7 protein-coding genes are annotated in these 7,102 nt (G+C 58.7%); all 7 read left to right on the forward strand.

Annotated elements, in window-relative coordinates; genetic code table 11:
• Positions 1 to 395: 395 nt before the first annotated feature.
• On the forward strand, positions 396 to 803 hold the full coding sequence (locus ACIREA_RS22710) for a ComEA family DNA-binding protein (protein WP_397384635.1): 408 nt from the start codon (positions 396 to 398) through the stop codon (positions 801 to 803).
• A 174-nt stretch (positions 804 to 977) separates the two neighbouring features.
• A complete protein-coding gene (locus ACIREA_RS22715) occupies positions 978 to 1,523 on the forward strand; it encodes a NuoI/complex I 23 kDa subunit family protein (RefSeq protein WP_397384636.1) in 546 nt (181 codons plus the stop codon).
• Positions 1,523 to 2,101 carry an NADH-quinone oxidoreductase subunit J gene (locus tag ACIREA_RS22720; protein ID WP_397384637.1) on the forward strand — a complete coding sequence of 193 codons (579 nt, stop codon included), beginning with the start codon at positions 1,523 to 1,525 and terminating at the stop codon, positions 2,099 to 2,101. Before ACIREA_RS22715 ends, ACIREA_RS22720 begins: the two co-directional genes overlap by 1 nt.
• Entirely contained in the window at positions 2,098 to 2,415 is a 318-nt protein-coding gene (nuoK, locus tag ACIREA_RS22725) for an NADH-quinone oxidoreductase subunit NuoK (protein ID WP_294401205.1), read from the forward strand. The genes ACIREA_RS22720 and nuoK overlap by 4 nt, the downstream gene beginning before the upstream one ends.
• A gap of 9 nt (positions 2,416 to 2,424) precedes the next feature.
• Entirely contained in the window at positions 2,425 to 4,305 is a 1,881-nt protein-coding gene (gene nuoL, locus ACIREA_RS22730) for an NADH-quinone oxidoreductase subunit L (RefSeq protein ID WP_397384638.1), read from the forward strand.
• A 12-nt stretch (positions 4,306 to 4,317) separates the two neighbouring features.
• Positions 4,318 to 5,778, forward strand: a complete 1,461-nt coding sequence (locus ACIREA_RS22735) for a NuoM family protein (RefSeq protein WP_397384639.1) — start codon at positions 4,318 to 4,320, stop codon at positions 5,776 to 5,778.
• A 7-nt stretch (positions 5,779 to 5,785) separates the two neighbouring features.
• Positions 5,786 to 7,102: NADH-quinone oxidoreductase subunit N (locus ACIREA_RS22740; RefSeq protein ID WP_397384640.1), on the forward strand; the 1,317-nt coding region annotated here is incomplete at its 3' end.

A 7,102-nucleotide genomic window follows, 5' to 3' on the forward strand; every position in this document is an offset into this window, starting at 1 on the left:
TGAATTAGAAACGCCATAGGAATTCTAAGTCCTTTTATTTGACTGGTGAGAATTTACCGAAATGACTCGCGGCCCGGACGGCGCTTTTCCAAGATGCTTTCCTTGTGGGTACTGCCTGGCCGTTCTTCGCTGAGACATAGAAACTTACATCATAGTTCCGGTCGCGGAGCAGATGCTTAGCAATAGGTAAGCAGGTAGGCCGAGCCGTAGTTGTGGTGCTCAGAGGGCAAAGGCTTCATGCGGTGAATGCTACAAGAGGGCCGTCCAAAAATGCCGAACCATTAGGTGTCTAGGGGCCCTTCGTGGCTCCTGAAAAAAGAGGCCTATCAAAATTTGGCTCGCCATTCATCCTATTCTTTTAATAATCTCACTGTTCACTTCACAAAAACTCTCTCATGAAATCGTTCCTCGCATTTCTCGCTGTCCTGGCTCTCAGTTTCTCGCTCTCCGCCGCTGAAACCTCCCCGCCGAAGAAAAGTCCGGAGAAACCCTCGGCCAAGGTGGAGGCTGTGGCCAAAACGCTGGTGACCCAGCAAAGGGCCCAGCTGCTGACTCTGCTGAACCAGGGGGATCTGGCAGCGCTCATGGCGATTCCCGGCATTGGTGAAGTCCGCGCCAAGGCTATCCAAAAAGCCCGCCCGCTGGCCGATGTGACAAACGTTGTAAGCGTTGATGGCATCGGCGAGGGCATTTTTGCTCAAATGGTCGCCTATGCGAAGGCTGGCTTTCCCCAGCCGGAGAAAAAAGCTCCCGCCAAGAAGAAGTCCGCGCCGAAAAAAGCGGACACCCCGAGCTCAAAATAGCCTCTATAGGGGAGCTTTGGAGCCCCTGCTGCTCATTCAGGCGATTCAAGGCCAATTTCGGCCTGATTTTGGGATTCCGGCCCGACCTTGTGAAATTTTTCACAAATAGCGGTTGCCGCACTGCGGGACGTTCGGATAATCAAACCCGGTTCTCCTGCGGTTCCCTGCTCATACATGGCCACTATCATTGTACAACGTCCCAAACTTGCCTGGCATGAACGCTGGTTCATTTCCACGCTTCTAAAAGGGCTGAAAATCACGATTGGGCATGGCATCAAGACCTTCCTCCAGATCGCCGGGGGCAAGCCCAAGGTCACGATGGAATACCCGGAGCAGAAGTGGGACGAGCATCTGCCCGAACACTACCGTGGCGCCCCCGCCCTCGTCACGGACGAGCAGGACCGCGAGCGCTGCGTCAGTTGCCAGCTCTGTGAGTTCATCTGCCCGCCCAAAGCCATCAAAATCATACCCGCCGAGATCCCCAGTGACGATCCCTGGGCCAAGGTCGAAAAGCGCCCCAAGGAATTCGACATCGACATGATTCGCTGCATTTACTGCGGCATGTGCGAGGAGGTCTGCCCGGAGCAGGCCATTTTCCTGCGCAAGGACTACGCCATCACCGGTCTCTCACGTCAGGAGATGGTGCACAACAAAAAGCGCCTCTATGAAATCGGCGGCCAGCGCGTGGGGCTGGTGAACAAGTGGAACGAGCTCAAGTAATGCCCCCTCTGCTGTTCTATCTCTTTGCACTGATCACCCTGGGCTTCGGCTTCTTGGTCGTCACCGGTCGCAATCCAGTCACCTGCGCTCTCGCGCTCGCGGCCAGCTTCGTTGGCCTCGCCGCGCTGTTCCTCAGCCTTGACGCCTACTTTATAGGAGTCATCCAGATTCTCGTCTACGCTGGCGCAGTGATGGTGCTCTTCCTGTTCATCATCATGCTGCTGGACATCAAGACGGAGGAGGGCAAGAAAATCAATGTCCCTGCCATCGTTTCCGGTGTGCTGCTGGCAGTGTTGCTAACCCTGCAAATCATCGCGGTTGTTGGTAGCACGGAACTGGCGAATAAAACCTCGCAAAATACCCCCCTGGCTCTGGCCGAGGCTGCCGGGAAGATCGGCAAAGCGGCGCTGCCCACGATTACCAACGATCTCAAAGCAGGCACTCTGCCTGATGCCAAGCTGATCGGCTTCACCCTTTTTGATCAATACGGCTTCCACCTTCAAGTCATCGGCCTGCTCCTGCTCGTCGGTACGATCGGTGTCGTCGTTCTCAGCAAACGCGAAAGGAGCGCCCCATGATCACCCTTGGCCACTATCTCGTTGTCAGCGGCATGCTGTTCTCCCTGGGTCTCGCTGGCGTCATTGCCAGAAGAAACATCATCATCGTCTACATGTGCCTGGAGATGATGCTCAGCGCCGCAAACCTCGCTCTCGTCGGTTTCTCCCGCTTTCATCTCGTCAACGGCCTGCCGGATTACACCGCACAGTCGCTCGTGTTCTTCACCATCACCGTGGCTGCTGCTGAAGTGGCCGTGGGTCTCGCCATCATCGTGGCTCTCTTCCGCTCCAAGCAGAGTGTGGATGTGGAGTCCGTCACCAAACTTCAAGGATAACGCGCCCGCATGCACGCCAGCATCATCCTACTGCTGCCATTCTTTTCGGCGCTCGTCATCCTTCTGGGGCACCGTCAGCTCAAAGGGGCTTCCGTGCTCATTTCGGTGGGTTCCTCGATCATTTCCTTCATCGCCTGCCTGTTTTTCCTGGCGGCTGAAGATGACAACAAGCTTCTCCTGCCCTTCCTCGATGTCGGTGGCCACTTCCATGCAGGCATTGATGTCCTGATCGACAAGCAGAGCCGGGGCATGATGTTTATCGTCAGCTTCATCGGCATGCTGGTGCACATTTTCTCGCTCGGCTACATGAAGGACGACGATGCGAAGCCGCGCTTCTTCGGATCTCTCTCCCTTTTCATGTTCTCCATGACCGGCATCGTGCTGGCTGGAAACCTGATCATGATGTTCATCTTCTGGGAGCTCGTCGGTCTGAGTTCCTACCTGCTCATCGGCCACTGGTACCAAAAGGCCAGCGCCGCCGAAGCCTGCAAAAAAGCCTTCCTCACCAACCGCATCGGCGACTTCGGCTTCATGATCGGCATTTTGCTGCTCTTTGGGGCCAACCACGGCAGCGTGAACCTCGATGATCTCGCCACGGCCTTCAAATCAGGCCCTCTGGCCCCCGGGGCGCCCGGTTACAGCGCAGGTTTCACCACGGCGGCTGCTTTGTGCATCTTCCTCGGTGCGGTGGGCAAATCCGCCCAGTTCCCGCTCCATGTCTGGCTGCCTGACGCCATGGAAGGCCCCACCCCCGTCTCCGCCCTCATCCACGCCGCCACCATGGTCGCTGCAGGTGTTTATATGCTGGTGCGTGTGAGCTTCCTCATTGAGGCTTCACCCTTGGCGGCGGAAATCATCGCTGGCATCGGCTGCTTTACCGCTCTGATGGCGGCCTTGATGGCCACTCAGCAGAATGACATCAAGCGCGTGCTGGCCTATTCGACTCTCTCCCAGCTTGGTTACATGGTCATGGCCGTCGGTGCCGTGGCGATGGCTGCCCAGCACGGCCACGAGGCGCACGGCCCGAACCCCGGACATCCGGCCATGTTCCACCTCTACACGCACGCCTTTTTCAAGGCCATGCTCTTCCTCGGCTCCGGGGCCGTCATTTATGCCTGCCACCATGAGCAGGACATCTGGAAGATGGGCGGTCTTCGCAAGCACATGCCCGTCACCTTCTGGACCTTTCTCATCGGCACCCTGGCATTGATGGGCCTTCCATGGATCACCAGTGGATTTTATAGCAAGGAAGGCATCCTGGGAGCGGCTTATGACAGCGGCTGCAGCATTCTCTTCCACTCCGCCACGCTCACCGCGCTGCTGACTTCGTTCTACATGATGCGGTTGGTCATTGTGGCCTTCTTTGGCAAGCCCCGCACTGAATCTGCGCATCATGCCACCGAGGTGCCTGTGATCATGCTGCTTCCTCTCGTCCTGCTGGCGGTCTTTTCCATCTTCTCCGCCTGGGACGGCTTCGCCACGCCGCTGCAGGCCTACAAGCCGGCGCATGAGCCGCCCCATACCACGGTGCTGGCGGCTTCCATCCTGGCATTCCTCTTTGGCACCATCGGTGCGATCTACCTCTATCGCGGCAAGGACAAGGACCCGATTAACATCAAGCTCTTCGCCAACAAGTTCTACTTCGACGAAATCTACGCCGTCATCGTCCGCATCTGCCAGGACCGCCTCGCTTGGATCGTCACCGCCTTGGAGCGTGTGTTTGTCGATGGCCTCATCGCCCGCCTGCCCACAGCGATCGTTGCCCGTCTCGGAGCCGCCACCCGTCTGCTGCAGGGCGGCCACCTGCAAGGCTACACCTTCCTGCTGGGTGGTGGTGTCATTGCCGTGATTTATCTTGTCGTGTTTGTGCTGCCCCGCATGGGCCATTGATGGAGAAACTGAATGAGCGTTCTTGAACTAATCATCGCACTCCCGCTGCTCGCCGCTCTGGCGATCTGGCTCGGTGCGCCTGCCCGCGCTGCATCCCTCGGTGCCACGTTCATCAATCTGATCCTCGTGTTCTACACGGCGGTTCAGTACTGGGGCAAAACGGGCCTCGCCTTTACCCATTCTCGCCCGATCCTCGAAAACCCATCGCTCAGCTTCGCCGTCGGTGCGGATGGCATCTCGATCATCCTCGCCCTGCTCACTGCGCTGGTGATGCTCGCTGCCATCTGGCAGATTGAGGATCGCCCACCGATCTTCTACGTTTCCTCGCTGCTTATCGGTGGTGGTGCGCTTGGGGCCTTCCTCACCACGGATGTTTTCTTCATCTACGCATTCCATGAGCTCGCGTTGATCCCGACCTTCCTCATGATCGCACTGCACGGGCGTGCAGAGCCTGCCCAGCGCAAGGCCGTTGCATGGAAGGCCACCATTTATCTCGGTGTCGGCAGTCTCGTGCTGCTCGTTGGTTTGGTCTGGCTGGTGCTCGAATTCAGCGGCGGCTCCAAGCTCACCTTTGATCTCGAGGCCCTCCGCAGTCAGGCCAAGCTCAATCCCTTGCCAGACGCCAAGCAGGCGCAGATCTTCTTTGTGCTTCTTCTTGGATTTGGCTCCCTCGTCAGCCTCTTCCCCTTCCATAGCTGGGCCGCGCCGGCTTACGCCACAGCACCTACGCCCGTGGCCATGCTTCATTCCGGCGTGCTGAAAAAATTCGGTCTCTACGGCCTCATCCGCATCGCTCTGCCGCTGCTGCCACAAGGTGCACATGTGGAATGGGTGCAGAACGCGCTGCTCTTGATGCTGCTTGGCAACATCCTCGTCATGGGCCTCGTCACCATTCATGCCAGCCGCCTTGATGACACCCTGGCCAACTCCAGCGTGATGCACATGGGCTACATCTTTCTCGGCATTGCCGCAGGCACCGAGATCGCCCTGAAAGGCGCGGTGATCCTCATGTTCGCACACGGCATCTCCATCGCGCTTCTGTTCGGTCTTTGCGGCCGCATGCGCAATCAGCTTGGCACTTTGGAGTTCAACAAGCTCGGCGGCCTCGCCACCCATGCCCCAGCTTTTACGGTGTTGTTCGCCTTTGGCACCTTTGCATCCATCGGCCTCCCGGGCCTCACCAACTTCGCCGGTGAAGTGTTGATCTTCCTCGGCAACTTCACCGAGTTCAAAGCAGGCGTTCTGACCAATCTGCAATGGACCGTCATCCTGGCGCTCTGGGGCGTGGTGATGTCCGCAGTTTACATGCTGCGCGCCTACCGCAGCATCTTCCACGGCAGTCCTGCCACAGGTCTCTTCATGATCGATCCCGTGTTCTCCCAGCGCGTGCCGTTCATCATGCTCGCCACCACGCTGCTTGTCACCGGCTGCTGCCCTTGGCTGCTGCTTAACCTCATGAAATCCGCGCTGTAGTCCTGCCATGAGCGTTTTCACCATCGAAGCTGGCCTCGCCATTCTCGGACTCGTCCTCCTCTTGCTGGAGGCCTTCAAGCCCGACATCTCCCGTCGCACTCTCGGCCTCACCGCCATCGCTGGCGCCACCCTCGCGCTCGTGCTGTTGACCCTCGCGCCGCACGACTCTGCCAGCCTGCCCGGCTTCATCCAGCCCTGGCATCAGCTCGACAGCCTCGCCCTCTTCTACAAGGGCTTTGCACTCGTCATCACCATCCTCGTGCTTTGGCTCACGCTGGAATGCGCCCCCTACCTCACTCGTTTCACCGTCGATGGAAAACTGGCCGAAATGTTCAGCCTGCCCCTTATCGTCTGCGCCGGCATGATGTGGATGGCCTCCGCCCGCGACCTCGTCACCGTCTTCGTTGCGCTCGAACTCGTCACCGTCTCGTTCTACGTCCTCGTCGCCTTTGCACGCAAAAGCGCCTTCAGCCTTGAAGCCGGCGTCAAATACCTCATCCTGGGCGCTCTTTCCACCGGTGTACTCGTCTATGGCATCGCCTGGATCTACGGTGCCACCGGCACAATGAGCTTCGATGGCATCGCCAAGGCGCTCGCCAATCCTGCCACCAGCAAAATCACCGCGCTCTTCGGTGCCGCCGTGCTGCTTTGCGGTCTCGGCTTCAAAGTCGCCGCCGCTCCTTTCCACATGTGGGTTCCGGACGTCTATCAGGGCGCTCCCACTCCTGTGACGGCCTTCCTGTCCGTCGGTTCCAAAGCCGCTGGCTTCGTCGTCCTCACTCGTGCTCTGGACGCCTTCATGGCCGAGGGCTCCATCATTGGCAGCGAGATCCAGGGCTTCCTGCTCGTCATCGGTTCGCTTACCGCCCTGCTTGGCAGTCTGCCCGCCATGTTCCAGACCAGCGTCAAGCGTCTGCTCGCCTACTCCAGCATCTCACATGCAGGCTATCTTCTTCTCGCACTCGCCTGCCGCGAAAGCGCCCGCTTCGATCTCTCCTCCGGTGGCGTCGTCGCCTTCTACCTCGCCACCTACCTGCCCATGACCGTCCTCGGCTTCCTCGGTCTTGGACTCATGCGCGCCAACGGCCTTGGCGAAGACATCAAGGACTTCACCGGACTTGCCAAGCGCAACCCGCTGCTCGCGTTGCTGATGACCATTTCCTTCGCTTCGCTCGCCGGTTTGCCGCTCACTGCCGGTTTCCTCGGCAAGCTCTTCGTCTTCCTCGGTCTCGCCGACCACGGCTACTGGGGTGCCATGAGCTGCGCCGTAATCGCCGCCGCCGCTGGTTTCTACTACTACTTCAAGACCATCCTCGCGATGTAC

The sequence above is a fragment of the Prosthecobacter sp. genome (assembly GCF_044373815.1).
Lineage (GTDB): Bacteria > Verrucomicrobiota > Verrucomicrobiia > Verrucomicrobiales > Verrucomicrobiaceae > Prosthecobacter.